Origin of the sequence: Streptomyces sp. NBC_01717, assembly GCF_036248255.1 — a bacterium.
Classification (GTDB): Bacteria; Actinomycetota; Actinomycetes; order Streptomycetales; family Streptomycetaceae; genus Streptomyces.
The window spans coordinates 8,866,988-8,887,492 of the sequence record NZ_CP109178.1; the positions used below are offsets into that span (position 1 = coordinate 8,866,988).

General features: G+C 68.6%; 15 protein-coding genes. 6 read left to right on the plus strand and 9 right to left on the minus strand.

From position 1 onward, the window contains the following. Positions 1-296: 296 nt before the first annotated feature. The 3 genes from OHB49_RS40110 to OHB49_RS40120 form a co-directional block, all read right to left on the minus strand. Positions 297-893 (minus strand): dihydrofolate reductase family protein, encoded by a 597-nt coding sequence (locus OHB49_RS40110; RefSeq protein WP_329165860.1) that lies wholly within the window; start codon positions 891-893, stop codon positions 297-299. Positions 894-1,089: 196 nt separating this feature from the next. Beyond that, complete coding sequence (gene asnB, locus OHB49_RS40115) at positions 1,090-2,931, minus strand: asparagine synthase (glutamine-hydrolyzing) (protein ID WP_329165861.1); 1,842 nt, start codon at positions 2,929-2,931, stop codon at positions 1,090-1,092. 291 nt (positions 2,932-3,222) lie between these two features. Further along, on the minus strand, positions 3,223-3,912 hold the full coding sequence (locus tag OHB49_RS40120) for an SgcJ/EcaC family oxidoreductase (RefSeq protein WP_329165863.1): 690 nt from the start codon (positions 3,910-3,912) through the stop codon (positions 3,223-3,225). Between OHB49_RS40120 and OHB49_RS40125 the strand changes: the two genes are divergently transcribed. Beyond that, on the plus strand, positions 3,911-4,858 hold the full coding sequence (locus tag OHB49_RS40125; protein ID WP_329165866.1) for a MerR family transcriptional regulator: 948 nt from the start codon (positions 3,911-3,913) through the stop codon (positions 4,856-4,858). The two genes, OHB49_RS40120 and OHB49_RS40125, sit on opposite strands and share 2 nt — an antisense overlap. A gap of 384 nt (positions 4,859-5,242) precedes the next feature. Then, a complete protein-coding gene (locus tag OHB49_RS40130) occupies positions 5,243-6,904 on the plus strand; it encodes an ABC-F family ATP-binding cassette domain-containing protein (RefSeq protein WP_329165867.1) in 1,662 nt (553 codons plus the stop codon). 30 nt (positions 6,905-6,934) lie between these two features. On the opposite strand, the gene OHB49_RS40135 is transcribed toward OHB49_RS40130, so the two are convergent. After that, entirely contained in the window at positions 6,935-7,825 is an 891-nt protein-coding gene (locus OHB49_RS40135; RefSeq protein WP_329165868.1) for a helix-turn-helix domain-containing protein, read from the minus strand. A 174-nt stretch (positions 7,826-7,999) separates the two neighbouring features. Here OHB49_RS40135 and OHB49_RS40140 point away from each other — a divergent pair, with 174 nt between their 5' ends. Further along, positions 8,000-8,938 (plus strand): SDR family NAD(P)-dependent oxidoreductase, encoded by a 939-nt coding sequence (locus tag OHB49_RS40140; RefSeq protein ID WP_329165869.1) that lies wholly within the window; start codon positions 8,000-8,002, stop codon positions 8,936-8,938. 137 nt (positions 8,939-9,075) lie between these two features. Here the strand turns inward: OHB49_RS40140 and OHB49_RS40145 are convergent, their stop codons facing one another. Beyond that, on the minus strand, positions 9,076-10,008 hold the full coding sequence (locus OHB49_RS40145; protein WP_329165871.1) for a hypothetical protein: 933 nt from the start codon (positions 10,006-10,008) through the stop codon (positions 9,076-9,078). A gap of 505 nt (positions 10,009-10,513) precedes the next feature. Then, positions 10,514-11,050, minus strand: a complete 537-nt coding sequence (locus OHB49_RS40150) for a hypothetical protein (RefSeq protein WP_030975421.1) — start codon at positions 11,048-11,050, stop codon at positions 10,514-10,516. Between the two features lie 529 nt (positions 11,051-11,579). Between OHB49_RS40150 and OHB49_RS40155 the strand changes: the two genes are divergently transcribed. After that, on the plus strand, positions 11,580-11,840 hold the full coding sequence (locus OHB49_RS40155) for a hypothetical protein (RefSeq protein ID WP_329165872.1): 261 nt from the start codon (positions 11,580-11,582) through the stop codon (positions 11,838-11,840). A 16-nt stretch (positions 11,841-11,856) separates the two neighbouring features. Here the strand turns inward: OHB49_RS40155 and OHB49_RS40160 are convergent, their stop codons facing one another. After that, positions 11,857-12,939, minus strand: coding sequence for a LacI family DNA-binding transcriptional regulator (locus OHB49_RS40160; RefSeq protein WP_329165873.1), 1,083 nt, complete (start codon positions 12,937-12,939; stop codon positions 11,857-11,859). Positions 12,940-13,188: 249 nt separating this feature from the next. On the opposite strand from OHB49_RS40160, the gene OHB49_RS40165 reads away from it, so the two are divergent. After that, positions 13,189-15,138 (plus strand): discoidin domain-containing protein, encoded by a 1,950-nt coding sequence (locus OHB49_RS40165; RefSeq protein ID WP_329165874.1) that lies wholly within the window; start codon positions 13,189-13,191, stop codon positions 15,136-15,138. A gap of 258 nt (positions 15,139-15,396) precedes the next feature. Here the strand turns inward: OHB49_RS40165 and OHB49_RS40170 are convergent, their stop codons facing one another. Next, positions 15,397-16,830 carry an ATP-binding protein gene (locus OHB49_RS40170; protein ID WP_030975428.1) on the minus strand — a complete coding sequence of 478 codons (1,434 nt, stop codon included), beginning with the start codon at positions 16,828-16,830 and terminating at the stop codon, positions 15,397-15,399. Then, positions 16,827-18,485 (minus strand): FAD-dependent oxidoreductase, encoded by a 1,659-nt coding sequence (locus OHB49_RS40175; RefSeq protein ID WP_329165875.1) that lies wholly within the window; start codon positions 18,483-18,485, stop codon positions 16,827-16,829. The genes OHB49_RS40170 and OHB49_RS40175 overlap by 4 nt, the downstream gene beginning before the upstream one ends. 378 nt (positions 18,486-18,863) lie before the next feature. Between OHB49_RS40175 and OHB49_RS40180 the strand changes: the two genes are divergently transcribed. Continuing rightward, positions 18,864-20,084: a cysteine desulfurase-like protein gene (locus tag OHB49_RS40180; protein WP_329165878.1), complete on the plus strand. Its 1,221-nt coding sequence runs from the start codon at positions 18,864-18,866 to the stop codon at positions 20,082-20,084. Positions 20,085-20,505 lie beyond the last annotated feature (421 nt).

A 20,505-nucleotide genomic window follows, 5' to 3' on the forward strand; every position in this document is an offset into this window, starting at 1 on the left:
AGAAGAGTGAGGGCGACGCTACCGTCGAACGGTCCTGGTGAGCGCCCTGACACACGCCGGTCCGGGCCAGGAAATCGCGTCCCTGCTCCTCGTTACGGAACCGGCGTGACCGGGCCCATTCCGAGCCTTTCTCGGCTGCTGCGGCACTGGGCGCCGCCCCCGGGAACACGCCCGCCCGATCGCTCGGACTCGGCCGAACTGCCGCCTGGCCGACGCCTCGGAAGACTTGTGGACGAGCGGTGGCCCTCCCTGCTTCGCCGCCCGGCGCGCCCGCCCGTTTGCCCAGTTGCCCCGGCCTATCCGGCGGCGACCGGCCGGTAGGTGCACACCTGCACGCCCGTCCCGCTGGTGACCGTGGAGACCAGTTCCAGCGCGCGCTGCGCACCGTCGTCGGGGAAGATCGTCTTGCCGCCACCGAGGATCACCGGCATGAGCATGAGCCGAAGCTCGTCGACCAGGTCCTCGTGCAGGAGGGTGCGCACGAGCGTGGGGCTCCCCATGACCAACAGGTCGCCTCCGTCGGTGTCGTGCAGCTCCCGGATGCGGGCGACCGCCTCGTCGCCTGAGATGCGCGTGGTGTTGACCCACGCCAGCTTGTCGTCGCCCAGGGTCGCGGACACGACGTACTTCGGGATGGCGTTCATCCGGTCGGCGAACGGGTCACCGGCTCGCTCGGGCCACGCCGCTGCCATCGTCTGCCAGGTGCGGCGCCCGAACAGCAGCGCCTCCGCCTTGGTCAATGCGTCGTCGAAGGCGCCGCCCACCACCTCCGGATCGAAGAACGGGTGCGACCAGCCTCCGTGGGCGAAGCCGCCGTCCGTGTCCTCGTCGGGTCCGCCCGGGGCCTGCACGACGCCGTCCAAGCTCATGAACTCACTGATCACGATGCGCATGGGCTCGCTCCCTTTCGGTGTTCGGGTGTACGGCAATGGAGACTGTCGCGCCGCCCGAAAATCATCGCGCGCGTTCGGTATCGGCGTGTGACGACTCCACGTACACGTGGGCACTGCCCGGGTCGGCACTCCGGCGGGCCCGTCTCGACCGTGGTGAGCGAGAGGCGGCGGAAGCGTCCGGATCTCGCCGGCCGCATCAGTCCAGCAGCAGCTCAGGATCGTAGAGATCGAGCCAGACAGCCAGGTCCAGGGTGCGCTCCAGACCGCGCCGCGACGCCTGGGTGATCTGCGGGAGTTCACGGTGCGCGGCCCGCTTCAGCCGGTCCCGGTCCACGAGTTCGAAGACCCGGTGAGAGGGGCTGGCCAGCAGATCCCTGGCCTGCTCCTGCAGGGCGATCGCGTACTTCGGATCCTGTGTCGAGGGATACGGGCTCTTCACCCGGTCGTACACCGACCGGGGGAGTACATCGCGAGTGGCCTCCCGCAGCAGGCTCTTCTCACGTCCGTCGAACGACTTCAGCGACCATGGCGTGTTGTACACGTACTCGACGAGCCGGTGGTCGCAGTAAGGCACTCGAACCTCGAGGCCGACGGCCATGCTCGTCCGGTCCTTGCGGTCCAGGAGTACGCGGACGAAGCGTGTCAGGTGCAGATGACAGATGCGCCGCATCCGGTACTCGAAGTCGGACTCGCCGTCCAGGCGGCGGATCCCGGCTGTGGCGACCGCGTAACTGTGGCGGATGTACCCGGGCAGGTCGAGCGCGTCCGTCAGGTCGGGGCGCAGGACATCGGCGTCGTCCCCGAAGTGCTCCGCGAACTTCACGAGCCACGGGAAGGTGTCGGCAGCGCGGGCCTCTTCGTCGAAGAACTGGAGGTAGCCGCCGAACACCTCGTCCGCGGACTCGCCGGAGAGGGCCACCGTGGAATGCTCGCGAATCGCCTTGAACAGCAGATACAACGATGCGTCCATGTCGCCGAAGCCCATCGGCAGGTCACGGGCCCGGATCACCCGCGCCCGCACGTCGGGATCGGCGAGCGCCTGGGAGTCGAGGACGATGTCGAGGTGTTCGGTACCGGCCGCCCGGGCCACGTCGTGCACGTACGGGGTGTCGGGCGTGGCGCGCAGCTCGTCCGCGACGAAGTTGTCGGCTTGCCCCACGAAGTCCACAGCGAAGCTGCGCACCGTCTCGCCGCGTTCCGCGAGATGCCGGGCGGCGATGGCGGTCATGGCGGAGGAATCCAGACCGCCCGACAGGAGTGTGCAGCGCGGTACGTCGGAGACCAGCTGGCGGCGCACGATGTCGTCGAGCAGCTCGCGCACGGTGGCGATCGAGGTGGCCTGGTCGGCGGTGTGCGGCCGCGTCTCCAGGGTCCAGTAGGTGTGGCGGTGCAGCCCGTCGCGGTCGACGGTGACGACCGTGCCGGGCTCGATCTCGCGCATCCCGTCCCACACGGCGTGCCCCGGGGTTTTCACGAAGGCGAACAGCTCACGCAGCCCGTCCAGGGTGACCGCGCGCCGGGCGAGAGGATTGGCGAGGATCGCCTTCGGCTCGGAGCCGAACAGCACGCCGTCCGCCGTGGGGGCGTAGTAGAAGGGCTTGATGCCCATGCGGTCGCGGATCATCACGAGCTTCTGCGTGCGGGCGTCCCACACGGCGAAGGCGTACATCCCGTTGAGCCGCTCGGCCACCGCGTCCCCCCACTCCAGGTACCCGTGGAGCACGACCTCGGTGTCGGAGTCGGTCGTGAACCGGTGTCCGAGACCGGCCAGTTCGACTCTGAGCTCGGGGTAGTTGTACGCCTCGCCGGAGTACACCATCGCCACGTCGCCCTGCGGGGTCCGGACCGTCATCGGCTGACGGCCGCCCGGCAGGTCGATGATGGCGAGCCTGCGGTGCCCCAGGCCGGCCGGGCCGTCGAAGAACGTGCCGCTGTCGTCGGGGCCGCGGCACGCCATCGTCGCGGTCATCGCGTCCAGTACGGCGGACTCGGACCGCAGATCGCGGTCGAAGGAGATCCAGCCGGTGATGCCGCACATAGATGCCTCCTGCCTATGGCTCGACCTCGCGAGGCATCGCCGCGGCTCTTCGCGTGTGCATCTTTCGCGACCATCGAACAACATGTATGTCGCACTTATATGACGAGCGTGCGCCTCCCCGTTTCAATCGTCAACGCGACGACAGCCCGACGCCTCCCGGGGCCCCGCCGTTCGGCCCTGTCGGCCCACGACGAGCGGATCAACCGATTCCGCACATCTGTGCTGCACAGGGATTGCGTACGACCGGGGCGAGTCCCGTACGTGGCTGTCCGGCCACCGGCAAGGTCTTGATCAGCCCTGATGCCGACCGTGCGCTGCCCGGAGCACCTGCTGAAGTTCGCCGGTGTGCTGCTCCACGAGATCCGGACGGTGGTGATACGCCGCCGGAGTGTTCTGGAACAGGGCTACGCGCCATGATCCGGAACCGTACTCGGCAACCAGGGTCTGCACCGCATTCACCGCGGGATTCAGCTCGGACTGTCCGGGCGGCACCATCCCCGCGATGGCGCGCAGCATCGCCGCGTTGCCGCCCACTGGCCGCACCTCCCGCACCTTCCACACATATGCCGCGGTCGGATGGTCGGCGAAGACCGGTGCGAGATGACGCTCCACCTCCGAGCCGCGCACCTGGCTTCCGTCGAACCCGATCATCGCGGCATCAGGGGTGAACAGCGCCGCATAGGCGTGAGCGTCGCGGCGGTTCCAGGCGCGGAGCAGCTCTTCGTAGAGTTCCCGCACCGCAGGTGTTACGGACTCCTCAGCGGGGCTCTCGTTCATGGCGCCGATCCTGCCACGGTCCGTTCCGCTGCGGACCGCGATCAGGCGTGACCCATCGCCGTGGGGCATGCCCTGCCCGAGGGTGCCGCGCGCCGCCTCGGCGGCAGCGTGCTGATCCGCCGCCCCGTCGGCGAGGGATGGTTCGATGCTGGTGGCCGGCTGAGCTTGAGTCTCCAGCAGGGGGAGACAAGAAGGTGGGGGCATGGACGGCGACACGCTCTACTCGATCGGCGATCTGGCCCGGCGCACCGGGCTGACGGTCAAGACCATTCGGTTCTACTCCGACCGCGGGATCGTGGCGCCGACAGGCCGCAGCCCGGCCGGTTACCGCCTTTACGACATCGACGCCGTTGCGCGCCTGGACTTCGTGCGGACTCTTCGTGCTCTGGGGCTGGACCTGCCCACGATCCGCAAGGTCGTGGACCGGGAACTGCCGCTGTCCGAGGTTGCCGCAGCGCACGCCGAAGCACTGGCGGTGCAGATCCGCACCTTGCGCCTGCGGCGCGCGGTGTTGACGGCGGTGGCCAGGCGCGGGCCCACCCCTGAGGAGATGGATCTCATGCACAGACTCGCCAAGCTCTCCGAAAAGGAACGCGGAGGCCTGATCGCCGAATTCCTCGACGACGTCTTCGCCCACCTGCATGCCGACCCCGCATTCACGGCGGTGATCCGCACGATGACGCCTGAGCTGCCGGACGACCCCGAGGCGGAGCAGGTCGAGGCGTGGGTGGAGCTGGCCGAACTGTCCCAGGATCCGGACTTCCGCGCCGCTGTGCGGCGGATGGCGGACGACCAGGCGGCCGAGCGCGCCGCGGGTGACACCGCGGTGGTGCGCCGCGACCTTGCCGCATTCGTCCGTGACCAGGTCGGCCCCGCCCTGGCAGCGGGCGTCGCCCCCGCCTCACCCGAGGCCGGTCCTGTCGTCGCCGCGCTCACGGCTCACTACGCGTGCATCTCCGGTCACGGGGATGACAGCGATCTCCGGCGCCGGCTGCTGACCCGGCTGGAGACTGTGAACGACCCGCGCAGGGAACAGTATTTTCAGCTCCTGGCCGTGATCAACGGCTGGCCGGCCCCACAAAGTCTGACCACGGTGTTCGACTGGTCCATCCAGGCATTGCGTGCCCGGATACAGCGGGCAGGGCCGTGATCGCATCGCCGGTGAACCGGTCGCGGGCGGGCGACGGCACCCCGGGGCCGCCCCTGGGCACTACGACCGTACCCGCCAGGACACGAGGTGCCGGACACCGAGTGGGCGGTTGAGGTACAGTTCTTGAGTCCTGTTGTCTCCGATAGAGGTGGACGTTGCGCATCTGAGGTTCGCGATCATCGCGCGGTACGGCATCAGCCGTACGCCCGTCACGCTGCTGCCGGCTTTCTTGCCGCCCGTGACCCCGCGTGGATGCGACCTCGGTGCATGAGCCGTCCTTCACCCTTCGGAGGGCCACACCTCCTTTTTGTTCCCGGTTCGGTCGCCGCGTGGTGCTCGCATACGAAGCCCCCTGCCCCTGCGCTTGCGACTGCGAGAATCATGATGACCAACCCCATTGCGCCCAGCACCTCCGTGACCTGCTCCGCCATGTCCTTCCAGTGGCCGGATGGCACGACCGTCTTCGACGGGCTCTCCCTCACCATCGGCCGGGGCCGCACCGGCCTCGCGGGCGCCAACGGCACCGGCAAGTCCACCTTGCTGAGACTGCTGGCCGGCCAACTGCGTCCCTCGCAGGGGTCGGTGACCGTCGGCGGCAGCCTCGCCTACCTGCCGCAGAACATCACGCTCGACACGACGCTCCGCGTCGACCAGGCCCTGGGCATCGCCGGGCGGCGTGCGGCGCTGCGCGCCATCGAGGCCGGAGACGTGAGCATCGAGCACTTCGAGACGATCGGCGACGACTGGGACGTCGAGGAGCGGGCCCTGGCAACACTCGGCTCGCTCGGACTCCACGACGTCGAACTGGACCGCACCGTAGGCCAGATGTCCGGCGGAGAGACCGTTCTGCTGCGCCTGGCCGCCCTGCTGCTGGAGCGCCCCGACGTACTCCTGCTCGACGAGCCGACCAACAACCTTGACCTGTTCGCACGGCGTCGGCTCTACGAAGCCGTCGACTCCTGGCGCTCCGGAGTACTGGTCGTCGTCAGCCACGACCGTGAGCTGCTGGAGCGGGTGGACCGTATCGCCGAACTGCGCTCCGGATCAGTGAGTTGGTACGGGGGCGGCTGGTCCGCCTACGAGGCGGCGGTGGCCACCCAGCAGGAAGCAGCCGGCCGGATGCTGCGGGTCGCCGAGGCGGATGTCCGCCGGCAGAAACGCGAACTGGAGGAGGCCCGGATCAAGGCGGCGCGACGCCAGCGGCACAGCAAGAAGATGGACGCCGAGCGTCGGGCCCCGAGAATTGTCGCCGGTGAGCGCAAGCGGTCCGCGCAGGAGTCGGCGGACAAGCTCCGCGGCCTGCAGGAGGACCGACTTCATGAGGCGCGCGAGCGGCGCGAGGAGGCCGCGGACGCGGTGCACAACGACGCCGAGATCAGGGTGAGCCTGCCCCATACCGCCGTGCCCGCCGGCCGCACCGTCCTGAGTCTGCACGACCTGAGCCTCCGGTTCGGCAAGCTGCGCGAAGGCAACCTCCAGGTGCACGGGCCCGAACGCATCGCTCTGGTCGGGCGCAACGGAGCCGGAAAGACCTCTCTGCTGCGCACCCTCACCGGGGAGCTGGCACCGCTGTCCGGTGAGGCCAGGACATGTGTGCCGCTGCGGTTCCTACCGCAGCGCCTGGATGTACTGGACGAGGAGCTGAGTGTCGCAGCGAACGTGGCACGCCTGGCGCCCGGCGTCACCGACAACCACATCCGCTCCCAGCTCGCGCGGTTCCTGTTCAAGGGGGCACGCGCGGAACAGCCGGCGGGCACCCTGTCGGGCGGCGAACGCTTCCGGGCCGCCCTCGCGGCGACCATGCTCGCCGCACCGGCCCCGCAGTTGCTCATGCTGGACGAGCCCACCAACAACCTCGACGTGGCCAGCGTGCGACAGCTGACGAGCGCGCTCGACTCCTACCAGGGCGCGCTCCTGATCGCCAGCCACGACCTGACCTTCCTCGAATCGGCGGGCATCACCCGCTGGTTGCTCCTCGGCGAGGAGGTCCAGGAGACGAGCGCCGAAGAGGTCCGCGACCTGCTCGAAGCGCCAGAGGCCGGTTGAACGTCCCCGCAGGGCGGATGAGCCCGGAGCTCACTGGTCCGGTGCCTGCGTGGCCTCGGCGGCGGCAGCCGTGCCGGTGTCGGTACGCGCAGCCGGCGCCGGGGGAGCGGCCAGGTGCGCGAGCATCTGAAGCCGTTCCCCTGTGGGGGAGCCGGGCTCGGCATGGTAGGCGACAAGCATCTGACCAGGGGCGCCGGGAAGCGCGAGCTTTTCGTAGTGGAGATCGAGAGGACCGACCTGAGGGTGGAGCAGGCGGCTGACTCCGCTCGTCTTCTGGCGTACGTCCTGGCGGGCCCAGAGCGTGCGGAAACGCTCGCTGTGCAGGCTGAGTTCGCCGATCAGCTCGACGAGCTCGGGGTCGTCGACGGCGGCTGCGCTGACCGACCGCAAGTAGGCGACGGCCTTGGCGGTCATCTTGTCCCAGTCCCGGTAGAACTCGCGCATTTCCGGTTCGAGGAATGCGGCTCGCAGTGCGTTGATCCCCGGCGCGAAGAGGGGGTTGAGTGCGATGGCCATCGGGTTCGTGGCCAGCGTGGTCATGTAGCGGCCATGGACGAGGGCGGGCGTGGTGGGCCAGCCGTCGATCATGTTCTGGATGCTCGCGCTCACCCTCTCCGGGCGGGAGGTCCTGCGCGTGGCGGTCCGGGGCGAGTGGGCGAGCGCGTGCATGTACACGAGGGCATCGGCTTCGAGCCGCAAGGCGTCGGCGATGCTGTCGAGGACCTGGTCGGAGGGGTGCCGGTCGCGGCCCTGTTCCAGACGCAGGTAGTACTCGGCGCTGATGCCGGCGAGCAGGGCGACTTCCTCCCGGCGCAGACCGGGCACCCGTCGGCGCTCTCCGGCGGGCAGTCCGACATCCTCGGGGCGCACCTGTTCGCGGCGTGCTCGCAAGTAGTCACCCAGCTTGCTCGCTGTTGCCATGAATCCCAGGGTAGGTCCCGTCGGCCGCCGCATCCTGTCCCTGTCGGTACCAGGGACAGCGGGGCCTGGTCGCCCTGGCTGGCCGAATCTAGCGTGAACAGGAACCAGCCGCAGGCACCCGGAGTCCGGCTGCGGCACACAACGCCACGCGAACAGAGATGAGCACGTCGCACCATGACCGACCTCCTGCGTACGCCCTTCGGATTCTCCTCGACAGCCGACGACGTGATCGCCGGGATCGACCTCACAGGACGGCGTGCGTTGGTCACCGGCGCGACTTCCGGACTCGGGGTCGAGACCGCGCGCACCCTGGCCGCAGCGGGCGCCGAAGTGGTCCTCGGAGTCCGGCGCCGCGAAGCCGGTGACCGCATCGCCGCACAGATCACCGAACGGACCGGTAACCCCCTGGTGAGCGCCCGCGCACTCGACCTCGCCGATCTGCGGTCGGTGACCGCATTCGTCGCGTCCTGGGACGGTCCCCTGCACATCCTGATCAACAACGCCGGGATCATGGCGCTGCCCGAGCTGGAAGTGACCCCGGAGGGGCACGAACTCCAGTTCGCCACGAACTACCTCGGTCACTTCGCCCTGACCAGTGGCCTGCATGACGCACTCGCCGCGGCTTCCGGCGCCCGGATCGTCTCGGTCAGCTCGAGCGCGCACCTGTTCTCACCGGTGATCTTCGACGACCTGGACTTCCGGTTCCGCCCCTACGACCGGTGGGCGGCCTACGCCCAGTCCAAGACCGCCGATGTGCTGCTCGCGGTGGAAGCCGACCGTCGGTGGTCGCACGAGGGCATTCTCGCCAACGCCCTCAACCCCGGGGCGATCGCCACCGGGCTGCAGAAGCACACCGGTGGCCTGCAGACCCCCGTCGACAAGCAGAAGACGCCCGCGCAGGGCGCCGCCACCTCTGTGCTGCTCGCCGCATCACCCCTGGTCGAGAGCGTCGGCGGCCGCTACTTCGAGGACTGCAACGAAGCCCCGGTCCTGCGTGGCAAGCCCGTCATGTTCGGTGGCGGAGTCGCCCCTTGGGCACTCGACGCCTACAACGCGGAGCGGCTGTGGGACACCTCGACCGATCTCGTCGCACGTGCCACGACCGTGCGCTGAGAACCTGACCGTCTCCTTGCAGATCGCTCTCCTTGCCCCACCGCGTCGACACCGAGGCCGGTTTCCGGTCGCCGCAGGGTCACGCCGCAACCATCGTCCGACGGCTGCGACGTGACCCTGCGGGCTGTCTCGGAGTCTCAGAGGGTTGGGAGACCTGTCTCGGGATGCTGGGCTCCGATATGTGGCTGCGCCGTGTCTGCGGCTCGTACATGGGTCGAATCGAGGACCACCGGTGAAGGACCCGCGGGCCTTGTTCGGCTGTTGCGTCCAACTTCGCCCGGTGAATTCTCCCCGCGGACCTCGGTCCGGGGCCGGACCGGGAGCGGCGGACGATGCACGGTGGACGTCGGAGCCTCGGAGTACGGCGGCACCTGCTGCGCTGCGCCCCCGCTCTTCAACACGTAAATGAGCGCGGCGATGACGGCCTCGTCATCGACGCTCGGTGTGCGGGCGAGCTGCGGGCGCGTTCTCACCGACGGCAACAACGGCCGTGCGATCTCCCGCAATCCGCCCGGAACACTCCATCCACGTCGCCCGATTTCCTTGATCCGCTCCAGGGCGTACGCGTGGTCCGTGTGTCCGTCTCCGGCCGGAAGCGCCAGGGCATCCCTGCGCTCCTGGATGCGCTCGAACTGGCAGATGATGTCTGCTACTTGGGATGGGTCTTTCAAGGCTCCGGTGGCGAGCTGCTCCTTTGCCTCCAGAAGTTCGCGGTACATCGCTCCGTATGTGCTGCACAGCTTGATGGATTCGTCCCCGCGATCGCTCAGGCCGATGGCATGGGGGGCGACGATGGCCAACGCGGCGAGACCCGACAGGACCGAGATGAGCACCTGCGCAGTGAGGTGCGACGACTCTCCGATGACGGGCCAGGCCAGGAGCCCTGTGATAAGGCTGAGTGCTGCGGCGGTGGAGGTGTACAGACGGACTTTCTGCACCAGCCGAGCCGCTTCCCTCGGCATTCTGTTTGCCCAGTAGCCGGCACTTTCGATGGTTTCCTCAAGCCGCTGCGACATTGCTGCGTCAGCCGGGTTCTTCGACCCTCTGAAAATCTTGGACAGGAGTTTCATGACACCTCTCACGATCGGAGGGCGGTGGGTGAACAGTGACATCCCCGGCTCGTACTTCTCGACACCAACGCACATACAGTCGTTTTAATGACCTGGGTGGAGCAGTGCGGGTTGTTTCGGCTGTTTCGTCGGTGGTCGAGCCGCTCGTCATCCGAATCCGTGACCGGTGCTCACAGACTGCGGTAGCTGCCGGGGATGGCTGCCCCACCGGGTCGTGCCCGGTCGCTGGGTACTCCTGCGGGCCGCGCGCGCATTCCGTCACGCGTTCGGCGGTTACTTCGCGTGCGGGCCGTCATGTATGGGTTCGACGGGTTCGAGTCCGCCGTCCGCGACACACTTACGCCCGGCTGACGCTTGAAGTGGCATAGAGGGTGTGTAGGGGACCGGGATCGGGCTGCACGTGTATGTGGCCCCCCGGAGGAGGCAACCGCCGAGAAGCTCCCCATGGGGAAACCCCGGCCCGATTCCGACGGGCCGGGGTTTCCGTGTTGTGCGGGTGGGGCTGTTACCACTTGTTGCCGTAGTAGTGGTCCCGGACCACGCGGAAGCTGCCCACGACGCCATTGCGAACCTTCACGCCACCGCGGATCTGGCGGGTGAAGACGCCGTTGCTGGTGCTCCAGGGGCCGACAGTGGCGACAGGGGAGCCGTTGTCGCAGGTCGCCCCGCGGAAGACCTCGACGGTGTGACGGCTGTCGTTGCGGACGTTGAAGCTCCGCGAGCCCAGCCCGCTGACCACAGTGATGCAGCCGTCCGGGTGGCCGGAGTACGTCCGCTCGTTGAAGTGGATCCTTCCCTCGTAGTGGTAGCCGCCGTGGCCGCCGCCGCCGTAGCCGCCGCCGTAGCCCTCGTTGCCCTTTCCTTCGTTCCCCTTCGCGGTTCCAGCGGTTCCACCGTCGCCGCCGAAGGGAGCTGCGGCAGGAGCCTGGATGGACGGGGCCGCCTGGGTGGAGCCGGCAGCCGATGCGTAGGTGATACCAGTTGTAGCGAGAACCGCGGCGCCAACTACAGCGGCGGTCACTGCGACGGTACGCGTGGTCATGTCACTTCTTTCTTCTCAGAGACGTCGGCTGGGATGCCGACCTGTGAATGAAAGTACGGATAGTCTGTTTATCTGCCAAATCCGACATGCCGGAAATATGAATTCTCACTCACTTGGCAGTACGCCGCTGATTCCGGAACGCGCAGGCGCACACCCGCACCGGCCTGAGCAACCGTCATCGGCCCCCACTTCCCGGCACCTTGACTGCTGTCGCGGCCTGTCGCACACCTCCGGCCGCACCATCACGAAGTCGCTGTGGCGACGTCGGAGTACGACCACCACGGTTACGCGATCAATGGAGTGATTGGATCCCACTCGGTGTCAGTTCGCTCACGTTGCGGGGGTACTGGAATGGCGCGGGGAGAGGCCCTGCGAAGCAAGTGACAACGTGTCGGATGTGATCGAGTTGCTCTTGCACCGCCGAGAGGTCACCGGCTCGATACGCTTCGGCCCCACCACGCCCGTCGGCACCTTCACCCTCACCCTCGGACGGCCGCGCCGTCGTCGTCACCGTCCATCAGGAGCACCCATGACCACCGAGCAGGAAGCCCGCGACGCCATCCGTCACGCGTTCGGCGACACGGCACACGTCGAGGTGGAGACCTTCCCCGGCGGAAACCTCTCCATCACCATCACCAAGGGCAAGCACGCGGCAACCATCGACGGGCACCCCGAAAGCGGCTGGGGCTGGACCGTCGACCCGGGCGAGGACGACGGCTTCAGCGGCCACGAGAACGTTGCGACCACCCTCGACGAGGCGCTCGCCGACGTGCGCGCCGCACTCATCTGACCCGGCCGGCCCGATGTCACGGCCCGGCCTCGTCATTCGTCTCATCGAGGCAGCGTGATGCGGCAGCAGGCCGTGGCCGAGGTCGGACGCGCGGTGCGGGCCCCGTCGATTCACGCGGTACGAGATGGGTGGCGAGCTCCACGTGCAGGGTGTCCACAGTGTGGCGCTCCAGCAGCCGCATCAACAGTGAGACGGCCATCCGGCCCATCTCCTCCAGCGGCTGACGAACCGTCGTCAGCCGGGGCACAGTGCTGCGGCCCAGATCGGTGTCATCGAACCCGGTGATCGACAGATCGTGCGGCACCCGCAGATTTCGTTCGTACGCGGCCCGCAGGGCCCCGACCGCCGTTCTGTCGTTGAACGCGATCAGCGCAGTGGGACGTTCGGGCAGGTCGAGGAGTTCCCCCGCGGCTTCATAGCCTCGGTCGGCCGTCGGCTCGACGCTGCGGAACAGACCGGGAGAGGGCAGCAGACCGGCCTCGGCGAGCGCCGCGCCGTGGCCGGCGATGCGCGACTGACTGGCCAGCCAGTCGCCGGGGCCACCGATGACGCCGATGCGCCGGTGGCCCAACTGCACCAGATGAGCGGTGACGGAGCGGGCCGCAGTCAGGTGGGCCGCGGAGACCGAGGCGATGTCCTGGGACAGCGGGCTGCGGGGATCGACCACCACGAAAGGGAAGTTCAGGGCTCGCAGCGTTTCCAACTCAGCTTCCGGCTCGGGTGGCAGGAGCAGTACCGCCCCCGCGATTCCCGCTTCCTGCGGCAGTCCGGCCAGCACTCCGGCCCGGCGGCCGGCGTCGCCCGCGCTGAGCACCACGCGTCTGCCGTGCAGTTCCAGCGTCTCTGCGATCGAGGAGACGATGACCCCGAAATAGTCGGTCAGCACATACGGGCAGCGCACATAGATCGCACCTCCCGCAGCCCCGCGCCTGACGGGCGTGGGAGCGCCCAGTCGTTCGACCGCCCGGTGCACCAGCGCCCGCGTCTCGGAGGCCACATGGTGATGCCCGTTCATCACGCGCGACACCGTAGCGATCGACACGCCTGCCTCCGCCGCGATCGCCCGCACCGTGACCCGGGAACGCCTCGGCTCAGCCACTTGTTACAGCACTTCGTTTCATGGGCGCAGCATAGCGGGGGAGTGTTCACGGGCTGAGAAAGGCTTGACAGCTCAAGTCGGTTGGAGATTCTCTGTGGGCGCGTCGCAAGAGTTTCCAAGATGTTTCAGTTTGTTTCATGGCGAGTTACAGCAACCCGCCTCCCGCGGAAGGCGGCCGCTGTCCACCGTCTCCGCCCCGTCACGGCCCTTCGCCCCCAGCTCCCACCGCGCCAGCGAGGAAAACCACTTATGAAACGTGCCCTGGGTGCCGCCGCCTTCACGGCCGCCGCTCTCTGCCTGACCTGTCTGCCGGCCACGGCGACCACCACACACGCGCCCGCGTCATCGAAGCACCACCCGGCGGCTCCCCGGGCACAGGTGTGGCTGACCACCGCCGACGGCACGCAGGAATTGCGGCAGCAGGAGCCGGTCGCCTTCCACCCCGGGGCATCCGACCTCACCACCATCACCGTCGACCCCGATCAGAGCTTCCAGCGCATGGACGGCTTCGGCGGCGCGCTCACGGACTCCTCCGCCCATGTTCTCGCCCAACTGCCCCGCCGGGCGAGGGACTCCGCGATGCAGAAGCTCTTCGACCCCGAGGAGGGCATCGGCGTGAGCTTCGTACGCCAGCCGGTCGGCTCCTCCGACTTCACCGCCGAGGCCACTCACTACACCTACGACGACGTCCCGGCCGGACGGACCGACTTCGCTCTTCGCCACTTCAGCATCGCCCACGACCAGCAGCAGATACTGCCGCTGCTGCGCCAGGCGAAGAAGCTCAATCCTCAACTCACCGTGATGGCCACTCCCTGGAGTCCGCCTGCCTGGATGAAGGACAACGACTCCCTCGTCGGCGGGCACCTCAAGGACGACCCGAAGGTGTACGACGCGTATGCCCGCTACCTGGTGAAGTTCGTCCAGGCATACGCCGCCGCAGGCGTGCCGGTCGACTACCTCACCGTGCAGAACGAGCCGCAGAACCGCAAGCCCAGCGCCTACCCCGGCACCGACCTGCCCGTACAGCAGGAGGCCAAGGTCATCGAGGCCCTCGGGCCGCTGCTGCACAGGGCCAGCCCGCGCACCAAGATCCTGGCGTACGACCACAACTGGACCACCCACCCCGACGACATCGCCACCGCCGAAAAGCTCGGCGAGGACCCGGAGACCGACTACCCCTACGAGGTGCTGGACGGTCCGGCTGCCAAGTGGATCGCGGGCACCGCCTACCATTGCTACTCGGGCGACCCCAGCGCACAGAGCGCCCTGCACGACGCGCACCCCGACAAGGGCATCTGGTTCACCGAGTGCTCCGGCTCGCACGGCGCCGGCGACACCCCCGCGCAGATCTTCCGCTCCACGCTCACCTGGCACGCGCGCACCATCACCGTCGGCACCACCCGTAACTGGGCCAAGTCCGTCGCCGACTGGAACCTCGTGCTGGACGCGGAGGGCGGCCCGCACAACGGCGGCTGCGACACCTGCAGCGCGCTGCTCGCCGTCCGGCCGGACGGGACCGTCACGACCAGCGCCGAGTACTACACCATCGGCCACCTGGCGAAATTTGTGCGCCCCGGCGCGGTACGGATCGGCAGCACCAACTACGGCACCACCGGCTGGAACGGCCGGCTCACCGATGTCGCCTTCCGCAACCCCGACGGTTCCACCGCACTCGTCGTCCACAACGAGAACGACGACCCGCGCAGCTTCGCCGTCGCAGTCGGCGACCAGACCTTCGAATACACCCTGCCGGGCGGCGCGCTGGCCACCTTCACGTGGCCGAAGTCGACGGCCCTGACCAGCCGACTCCACGAGGTTTCCTTGGACGGCGCCCACGCCACCGCCCAGCCCGCCGGTCAGGGCGCGGCCGGCCTGGCCATCGACGCCGACGGTTCGACCCGCTGGTCCAGCGGACAGGGTCAGGAGCCCGGTCAGCACATCGAGATTGATCTCGGCAAGCCCACCGCCTTCCGTCGTGTCGCCGTCGACAGCGGCGACGAACCCGGGGACTACGCCCGGGCGTGGGAGGTCTCCGTCAGCGACGACGGAACCAACTGGCACACTGCGGCCACCGGTACCGGAACCGGCCAGCTCACCAACGTCGACCTGCGTCCCACCACCGCACGCCACGTCCGCGTGACAGCGACCGGCACCGCCGGTAACTGGTGGAGCCTGGCCGACGTCCGCCTCTACCGCTGACCACGAGAACCATCGGCTGCCGGCTCGGCCTGTGGCATCAGCCGTGCCGGTGGCAGATGGGGCGTGGGGCCGGAGGGCGCCACATGCGCCGGCGCGGGTCCGTGAGCGAGGTCGAATCCGGCGTCGGTCCGCGCGGCCGGCAGCCCAGCTGCATCGCCGGGACCGACTCCATGGCCCTCGCGCAGATCGATGAACTCGATCCCACCGGAGCGGGCGGTCCGACGATCGCGTGCGGGCAGGGTGCCACCTGCGGCGCCGTCAGGATCCCTCGTCCTGCGGTTCGATGGGCAGGCACACCTGAAAGCGGGTGTCACCCGGCTCCGAGGAGACCCGGATGTCCCCGTGATGTTTGTTGACCACGATGCGGTAGGTGATGTCCAGCCCCAGCCCGGTGCCCTCACCGACCGGTTTGGTGGTGAAGAAGGGCTCGAAGATCCGAGGCCTGATGTCGGACGGAATCCCTGCGCCGGTGTCGGCCACCTCCACGAGCAGGTGGGCCTCCTCCCGCCAGGTCCGGATGGTCAGCGTGCCCCCGGCAGGCATGGCGTCGACGGCGTTGATGATCAGGTTGGTCCACACCTGATTCAGCTCGGCTCCGAAGGCCAGGATCGGCGGTAGTTCACGGTCGTAGTCCTTGACCACCTCGACACCGGACGGGATCTTCGCCCGCAGCATCGTCAACGTGGCGTCGAGCAAAGTGTGTACATCCACGGTCTGCTGCGGCGCCCGGTCCAGCTGCGCGTACTGCTGTGCGGCGCCGACCAGTCCCGAGATGCGGGTCACGGCGTCATCGATCTCACCCATCAGAAGTTCCGCGTCGATGGTGTACGCCAGCCACCTCACCGTGGAGCCGAGATTGTCCTCACCGATGGTGTCGGCCACCGAGGTCAGCCACGGCACGCCGATTTCCGCGGCGACCAGAGTCGGCGCAAGCTCCCACGCCTCCGTGACCCCGCGCTCCTCGAGCCAGTCGCCGACCGTGTCCTCCGCATCCGCCGCCGCCAGCGCCGGCAGACCGGAAGCCGCAGCGGCCTGTTGAACCGCGTCGTCCTGCAGCTCCACGAGACGATGCAGCTCACTTCCGTCCAGTCGGCCGTCAGCGATCATGGCGAGCTTGTGGCGCATGGCGGTCACTCGCTCCCGCAGAGCCGCGGTGGCCCGTACAGCGGCTGCCGCAGGATTGTTCAGCTCATGTGTGAGCCCTGCCGACAGAGACGCCAGTGCCAGCAGCCGCTCGCGCTCATTGACGATGGCATTGGCCGCACGCGAACCGAAGAACAAGCCCTCCAGCAGGTGAAGTGCCATCGGGAACCATGTGCCGATCGCGCTCGCGAAATCATCGGCAGGCAGTACGAAGAACTCGGCATCGGTGACAGCCCGCATGGTGTGGGGATAGCGCTGCTCGACGCGGTCCCCGAGGTATGCGCGAGTCGCCCCGCTGTAGACACCGCGTTGATCGGTGCGGGTGACCTCCACCTCGTCGCCGTGCAGCACACGGCTGAGCGCGATCGCTCCGCTGAGCAGCACGAAGAAGCATGTGGCCCGCTCGCCCTCCGCGTACACCACGGTCCCGGCAGGCCGTTGCTCCGCACGGCCGCGCTCTGCCAGCCAGTCGAGCTGCTCGTCGCTGAGCTCCTCGAACAGGAACAGAGTCCGCAACTGCGCCGCTGACAGATGTGCTGACGTGGTCACTGCGCCTCCAGATAGCGGTGCACCAGCGCGACGGCCATGGCTCCCTCGCCGACGGCCGACGCGACACGTTTGACCGAGGAGGAGCGCACATCCCCCGCGGCGAAGACACCGGGCACGCTCGACTCCAGGTGGTACGGATCCCTCGGCAGCCGCCAACCGGGCGGCCGCTCCCCTCCGGCCACCAGGTCGGGGCCGGTCACCACGAATCCGCGCTCATCGCGGGTGATCACCCCCGCCAGCCACTCCGTATGCGGCTCGGCCCCGATGAAGATGAACAGCCACGACGCGGCGACGGTGCGCGCGGCGCCGGACCGGGTCTCGCGGAGGGACAGCTGCTCCAGGTGCCCTTCGCCCTCAGCGCCGACCACCTCGGTCCACGGGTGGATGTCGATGTTGGAGATGCAGTTGATCTGGTCGATCAGATAGCTGGACATCGACCGGCTCAGATCGCCTTGGCGGATGAGGACGTGAACACGTCGTGCGTAGCGCGAGAAGTACACCGCCGCCTGCCCTGCAGAGTTGGCACCGCCGACGATGTACACGTCCTCCCCGGAGCAGCTCGGCGCCTCGGTGACGGCGGACCCGTAGAAGACGCCCGCTCCCGTGAACTCCTCCAGCCCGGTGGCGCCCAGCCGTCGGTAGGACACGCCGGTGGCCAGGACCACGGTGTGCGCGGCGATGGAGCTCTCCGGACCCAGGCGCAGCACCCGGCCCGACCCCGCCACCTCCAGTGCGACAGCCTGCTGCGCGCTGAGGATCTCCGCCCCGAACTTCAGCGCCTGGCGGCGGGCCCGCTCGGTCAGCTGGGAACCGGAGACGCCGTCGGGGAAGCCGAGGTAGTTCTCGATACGGCTGCTCTGACCGGCCTGCCCGCCGGTCGCCTGCTGCTCCACCAGCACCGTACGCAGTCCCTCCGAAGCGCCGTAGACAGCAGCTCCCAGACCGGCCGGTCCTCCACCGACCACTACCAGGTCGTAGAAGTCCGAGGCCGGAACGGTACTGAGTCCGACCTGCGCGGCGAGCTCCCGCTCGGTGGGGGAGACCAGAGTCTTCCCGTCCGGGGTGACAACCAGCGGTACATCGGTCGCGGAGAGCCCTGCGGCAGCGAGCAGGCGCTCCCCCTCCGGCTCGTCGGACAACAACCACCGATAGGGGACGAGATTACGCGTGAGGAAGTCGCGAACCGTGAAGGAGGGAGCGGACCAGCGGTGCCCGACCACGCGGGTCTCCAGCTCTCCTGGATCAGGCGTCGCGTGCCACAGGTCCAGCAGCGTGTCGATCACCGGATACAGGTGCTCTTCCGGCGGGCTCCAGGGCTTGAGGAGATAGTGGTCGAGGTCCACGACATTGATGGCGTCGATGGCCGCTTCCGTGTCCGAGTAGGCGGTCAGCAGCACGCGACGGGCGAGCGGAAAGAGGTCCATGGCCGCCTCGAGGAACTCGATGCCGTTCATCTGCGGCATGCGGTAGTCGGCGAGCATGAGCGCGAGCGGATCGCCACGGAGCTTGAGCTCACGCAGTGCTTCCAGGGCATCGCGGCCGGAGAGTGCGCGCAGGATGCGGTAGCGGTCGCCGTACTGCCGCCGGATGTCGCGGGCGACCGCCCGGGAGACTGCCGGGTCGTCGTCGACAGTCAGGATCGTCGGGTTCGGCATGTATCCATCATTGCCGCAAAGGCCAGGAAATGACGGCCTCAGCCGGCGTGGCCGCCGGGCAGATGCGGCGGGCCGGGCCACCCGGCGCCCTCCATCTGTCGGTGTCTCCCGGAGGCACGTGCGATGCCACGCCACGCGAAACGGACCCGGCAGGTTGCCGGAACGGCCTACGTCGGCCGGTACCGCTCCGAGCCGGGCACCGGCCGTGTGGTGGAATTCCGAATCACCACCAGCGAACGCGCTGGAGCCCGCAGGCGGGCCGCGGCGAATACCGCAGCCGGCTGCGGGGCAGTGCTCCCGCACCGGTGGCGCTGTTTCCCGGTACCTGCCGCCCGGAGCCGCCCGCGGCCCCGCACGCCCTCGCCCTCAGGAGTACGCATGGCCTTCGACGTCGACGCGGTCCGCGCGCAGATCCCCGCCCTGAAGTCCGGCTCTGCCCGCTTCGACGCACCCGGCGGCACCCAGACACCGCAACCGGTGATCGACGCCCTCATGGATGCGCTGGCCAACCCGCTCGCCAACCGGGGACGTACCACCGAGGGCGAGCGCAACGCGGAGGCGATCGTGGCCGGTGCCCGCCGTGCGCTGGCCGACCTGCTGGGCGCCGATCCGCGGGGCATCGTGTTCGGCCGCAGCGCCACCCAGCTCACCTATGACCTGTCCCGCACCCTGGCGAAGAACTGGGGCCCCGGCGACGAGGTGGTCGTCAGCCGACTTGACCACGACGCCAACATCCGCCCCTGGATCCAGGCGGCAGAGGCCGTCGGCGCCACCGTCCGATGGGCGGACTTCGACGCGGCCACCGGCGAGCTGACGACCGAGCACATCGCCAGGGTGCTCTCCGGACACACTCGTCTCGTGGCCGTCACCGCAGCGTCGAACCTCATCGGCACCCGCCCCGACATCCCCGCCGTCGCAGACCTGGTGCACCGGGCCGGTTCCCTGCTGCATGTGGACGCTGTGCATTACGCCTCGCACGCCGCCGTCGACCTGTCCGGCCTCGGCGCGGACTTCCTGGTCTGCTCGCCGTACAAGTTTCTCGGCCCGCACCTGGGCGTGCTGGCAGGCCGTCCCGAAATGCTGGAGACACTGCGGCCGGACAAGCTGCTGCCCTCCACCGACGCGGTTCCCGAGCGTTTCGAGCTGGGCACCCTGCCGTACGAGCTGCTGGCCGGGGCCCGCGCGGCGGTGGACTTCCTCGCCGGTCTGGCCCCTGTGGCCGACGGCACCCGCCGGGAACGTCTGATCGCCGCCTTCGCGGCGATCGAGGCCCACGAGGATGCCCTGCGGGCCCGTATCGAACAGGGGCTGGCCGCCCTCGGTGGCATCACCGTGCACTCCCGGGCCGCCCGGCGGACCCCGACCCTGCTGCTCACCTTGGCGGACCACAGCGCGGCCGCCGCCTCGCAGTACCTGGCGGAGCGCGGCGTCGATGCTCCGGCCGGGTCCTTCTACGCGCTGGAGGCATCCCGCCGGCTCGGACTGGGCGACGAGGGCGGGCTGCGGATCGGCCTGGCCCCCTACAGCAGCGACGAGGACGTCGATCGCTTGCTGGATGCCCTGTCCGGCTTCCTCGGCACCCCGCCCGTCACCGGCTGAACCGATGGCGCCCAAGGACGAACAGGGACCCACCGGTAGGGCTCGGTCGCGCACGGCCAAAGGCCGGGGCCCTGCCGGCTCTCGCGAATAACCCACCCCTTCCCAATACCAATACGGAATGCTTATCCAGCATTACGGCGAGCGAATACCGAGTTGTCGATATGACGCAGGCCACATGATCTGCGTCACTCTTGTGTCGTTTTGAGGCGTTTGCCGTGTGGGGTGAGCCACGTGACGGGCGCCACTCCGAATCCGAATAGTAGAGCACCGGGCCCCGCTTGCAGTCCCCGAAGCCACTTCCTCGACCATTTTCAATGCCCGGTACGAATACCGGTAGTAAAAAGAGGGCATTGACCCGGGTTTCCCGCTCCCCTAACAATTCTTGGCATCACCACCCGGCGATGGAAAAGGAATTTCTCGA

Excerpts from the sequence above, each read along its gene's own strand:
- OHB49_RS40120 (WP_329165863.1), bottom strand. The coding sequence starts at position 3,912 with ATGCCCCCACCTTCTTGTCTCCCCCTGCTGGAGACTCAAGCTCAGCCG.
- OHB49_RS40155 (WP_329165872.1), top strand. The coding sequence starts at position 11,580 with ATGACCACCGAGCAGGAAGCCCGCGACGCCATCCGTCACGCGTTCGGC.
- OHB49_RS40140 (WP_329165869.1), top strand. The coding sequence starts at position 8,000 with ATGACCGACCTCCTGCGTACGCCCTTCGGATTCTCCTCGACAGCCGAC.
- OHB49_RS40175 (WP_329165875.1), bottom strand. The coding sequence starts at position 18,485 with ATGCCGAACCCGACGATCCTGACTGTCGACGACGACCCGGCAGTCTCC.
- OHB49_RS40135 (WP_329165868.1), bottom strand. The coding sequence starts at position 7,825 with ATGGCAACAGCGAGCAAGCTGGGTGACTACTTGCGAGCACGCCGCGAA.
- OHB49_RS40110 (WP_329165860.1), bottom strand. The coding sequence starts at position 893 with ATGCGCATCGTGATCAGTGAGTTCATGAGCTTGGACGGCGTCGTGCAG.
- OHB49_RS40145 (WP_329165871.1), bottom strand. The coding sequence starts at position 10,008 with ATGAAACTCCTGTCCAAGATTTTCAGAGGGTCGAAGAACCCGGCTGAC.
- OHB49_RS40130 (WP_329165867.1), top strand. The coding sequence starts at position 5,243 with ATGACCAACCCCATTGCGCCCAGCACCTCCGTGACCTGCTCCGCCATG.
- OHB49_RS40165 (WP_329165874.1), top strand. The coding sequence starts at position 13,189 with ATGAAACGTGCCCTGGGTGCCGCCGCCTTCACGGCCGCCGCTCTCTGC.
- OHB49_RS40180 (WP_329165878.1), top strand. The coding sequence starts at position 18,864 with ATGGCCTTCGACGTCGACGCGGTCCGCGCGCAGATCCCCGCCCTGAAG.
- OHB49_RS40150 (WP_030975421.1), bottom strand. The coding sequence starts at position 11,050 with ATGACCACGCGTACCGTCGCAGTGACCGCCGCTGTAGTTGGCGCCGCG.
- asnB (WP_329165861.1), bottom strand. The coding sequence starts at position 2,931 with ATGTGCGGCATCACCGGCTGGATCTCCTTCGACCGCGATCTGCGGTCC.
- OHB49_RS40125 (WP_329165866.1), top strand. The coding sequence starts at position 3,911 with ATGGACGGCGACACGCTCTACTCGATCGGCGATCTGGCCCGGCGCACC.